The sequence below is a fragment of the Mycobacterium sp. E3247 genome, assembly GCF_001667785.1.
GTDB lineage: Bacteria > Actinomycetota > Actinomycetes > Mycobacteriales > Mycobacteriaceae > Mycobacterium.
The window spans coordinates 1-3,304 of record NZ_LZJG01000189.1; the positions used below are offsets into that span (position 1 = coordinate 1).

Annotated in this window: 2 protein-coding genes and 1 pseudogene; 1 reads left to right on the forward strand and 2 read right to left on the reverse strand. The window is 63.9% G+C overall.

The window, feature by feature from the left end; translation table 11 throughout:
* The first annotated feature begins 284 nt into the window (after positions 1 to 284).
* A complete protein-coding gene (locus tag A9X04_RS10125; RefSeq protein ID WP_067919913.1) occupies positions 285 to 1,304 on the forward strand; it encodes a zinc-binding dehydrogenase in 1,020 nt (339 codons plus the stop codon).
* Positions 1,305 to 1,386: 82 nt separating this feature from the next.
* Here A9X04_RS10125 and A9X04_RS10130 read toward each other — a convergent pair whose 3' ends face one another.
* Complete coding sequence (locus A9X04_RS10130) at positions 1,387 to 2,586, reverse strand: cytochrome P450 (RefSeq protein ID WP_067919911.1); 1,200 nt, start codon at positions 2,584 to 2,586, stop codon at positions 1,387 to 1,389.
* 251 nt (positions 2,587 to 2,837) lie between these two features.
* Positions 2,838 to 2,989 (reverse strand): annotated as a pseudogene (locus tag A9X04_RS30340) (acetyl-CoA C-acetyltransferase); the annotation flags it as partial.
* Positions 2,990 to 3,304 lie beyond the last annotated feature (315 nt).

Below are 3,304 nucleotides of genomic sequence, written 5' to 3' on the forward strand. Positions count from 1 at the left end.
TCAAGGCGTTCGAGGCAACGGGCACCACCGCCGGCGCGGCCGGCGGCGACCTCTTCTGAGCAGCGTCACCAGCACAGCGCGACTCAGCCACAGACGACTCGGGCAGGCGTCGACACAGTCGGCTGAGTTGGCTACCGTAGCCGTGTTTGCCGATTCGAAGGAGCCGTCGGCGATACCGAAGCTGTCGCGCGCCAGGGCACCACGCTGCGTGTCAGCGTTCGACACACCAGGGCAACAAAGCAGTCGAGTCCGAGTATCTAGCTATCCAAGAATGGGGTCCAGTGATGCGAGCCGCGGTGCTCCGCCACGGAGCGATGACAGTGGTCGACGACGTCCCTGAACCGGTTCCCGGGCCCGGGCAGGTACTGGTCGAGGTCAAGGCCTGCGGGATCTGCGGATCGGACCTGCAGTTCGCCGCCCACGGCCCCGAGATGGTGGCCATCGCCGAAACCATTGGCGGCGATGCCCCATTCGCGAAGCTCGCTGTCGACCTGAGTCGGGATGTGTATATGGGTCACGAGTTCTGCGCCCAGGTGCTCGAGTACGGGCCTGGCACCGACGGGCCGAAGCGCGGCACCATCGTTACCTCCATGCCTGCGCTGCTGTCCGACTCCGGGATCGAGCCCCTTGTGTACAGCAATACGGCGTCTTGCGGCTTCGGCGAGCGGATGCTGCTGGCCGCGCCGCTGCTGCTTCCCGTACCCAACGGGGTGGCGCCGACCGCCGCGGCCGTCACCGAGCCCGTTGCCGTCGGCGTGCATTCGGTGAGCAAGGCGGCGCTGCGGCCCGGCGAGTCGGCGCTCGTGCTCGGTTGCGGCGGAGTCGGTCTGGCAATCATTGCGGTGCTGCGAGCACGCGGCGTCGAGTCGATTGTGGCGGCTGACCCTTCCCCGCTGCGCCGAACCATTGCGATATCGATGGGCGCGCACCATGCTGTCGACCCCGCCGTGACATCCCCGTTCGATCTCGTCACCCCCGACGTCACGTTTGAGGCCGCAGGAGCGCCGGGGGTGCTCGACGAAGCCATGTGCCGAGCACCGAGCGGCAGCCGTATCCTCATCGCGGGGGTATGCATGCAGGCCGACACCTTGCACATGATTTACGGCGCATCAAAGGAATTGGTGATGACATTCGCCAACGGTTACTCGCCCGAGGAGTTCGGCGAGGCGCTGCGGCTAATCGCCGATGGTGCGATCGACGTTACGCCGATGGTCACCGCCGTCGTCGATCTGAGCGAGATCGGGCAGTCCTTCGTCGACCTGACCGATCCCGGTCGGCAGTGCAAGATCCTGGTCGCTCCCTGACATGACCGCCGACGAAGCACGCTGATCGCGGGCCTTCAAGTGCAGCTCGACACCATCCGGCCCGCGATCAGGCGGGATGAAATCAGGCCGACGGCGTGAACGCCACCGGTAGCTTCAGCGCGGCGCGTACCGCTGCGTTGTTGTATTGCAGCGGTTCAGTGGAGTCGACCGCGAAGTCGGGGATCGCTGCGAGCAGTTCTTCGGTGGCGATCCGCAGTTCGAGGCGCGCCAGGTGCGAACCCAGGCAGCGGTGGGTGCCGCTGGCGAACACGATGTGGTTGGTGCGGCCGCGGTCGAGTTTGACGGTCAGCGGGTCCTCGAAGGCATTCGGGTCGACGTTGGCCGCCGCCCAGACGGCATGGATGGACTCCCCCGCGCGGATCACCAACCCGTCACCGAGGTCTATGTCCTCCTCGGCGTAGCGCAGCCCGGACGGAACCGGTGACTCGTAGCGCATCAACTCCTCGATGGCAGCCGGGATCAGCGAGTGATCGGCGGCCAGCCGGTCACGCTCTTCGGGATGTTGCCCAAGCCAGGCGAAAACGCACGACATCGACGAGGTCACCGTGTCCAGCCCGGCGAACATGAACAGGAACATGATGTTGACCATCTCCTCATCGGTCAACGGCCTGCCGCCGACCTCCGAGTGCAGCAATGTCGAGATGATGTCCGGTTTGGTCTCAGTCTCAGCTTTGCGCTGGGCCAGGAACGTCGCGAAGTACTGGTAGATCTTCATCGCCGAGGCCATCATGTTGGCCTCGGCTTCCTCCATGGTCTCCCCCTGCGGATGGATCACGCCGTCCTTGAACTCTACAAAAAAATCAAGGTCTTCGACCGGCGCCCCGAACAAACGCAGGAATGTCAGGCACGGCAACGGAACGCAGTAGGAGTCGTGCAACTCGGTGTGCCCGGCTGTCTTGAATTGCGCGATCAGTTCCCGGGCCAGCGTACGGATCTGGCCTTCGAGGAAGGCGATCTTCTTCGGGGCGAAGATCGGGTCCAGGAGACGGCGCCACTTGCGGTGGTCCTCCCCGTCGATTTCAAGCGGAATCAGCTTGCCTTCGTGGCCGAAGGAACCACCGCGGCCACCGGTACCGAGAATCCCCGGGTGTCGATTGATGGCCACGATGTCTTCGAGGCGATACAGCGTCACGACACCCTCGACCCGCTCGGCACGGACAGCGGAGGCCTTTTGGTGGTAGATCGGCTGCGGCTCGGCCATATCTTTCACCTGCAGAGTCAGCGGGGCAAAGCGGGGATCGAAGCGTGTGGCTTGCGTCATGGGTACCTCACTGTTGGACCAGGCACGGAGCGTTGACTTTACGTCGTAACGTGATGCATAGCACAGTACCATCTGCGGGTCGCCATCCGATACCGGCCGATGACGTTTCGATCCGCTCAGGTGGGCGCGATTGGCCTCGGAACACTTCCACGCAGCCGTGCGAGTCCTTCGAAAGCCAGGCAACTTGAGCTGAGGGCGATCCGGCAATCAACCGAATTATCTGCCAGAATGGTGGTGCTTTAGTGCGGGTGCACATCGTCAACCGACTCCGGCGCGATACCGGCATGTTCGATCAACCGTTCAGCACCGTGGCCGACAACTCCGCGGCATGAACGCCGGCCAGACCGCCGTTGCGTTTGGCGATTGGGGTCCGGACGGCTGCAGTGATTACGGAGTCGCGCATAGATTCTCGTTCTCCTCGGCGTTGGTATAGCAAGGCCACGTATCGCAAGGTGCAGTGCGAGATCCACCGCCCGCGGCCTTAGCGCCGTCGCGCGCGAATCGGCGACAAAGCGCAGAGGTGCGACCTCCGGCCCCGGCAATTAGCCCAACAGTGCCCTCAATGTTCATTCGAGCCGCTCACAGAAGTTCACCGGGCTGCACTGGCAGTTGATGGCTAGAGGCATGGGCCCGAAACATTGTTGGAGGCCATCGTTGGGTCAAAACAGCTCCCCGCCTGCTGCGGTCGCCGTGGTGCCGGTCGCTTCGTAAGCCTTGA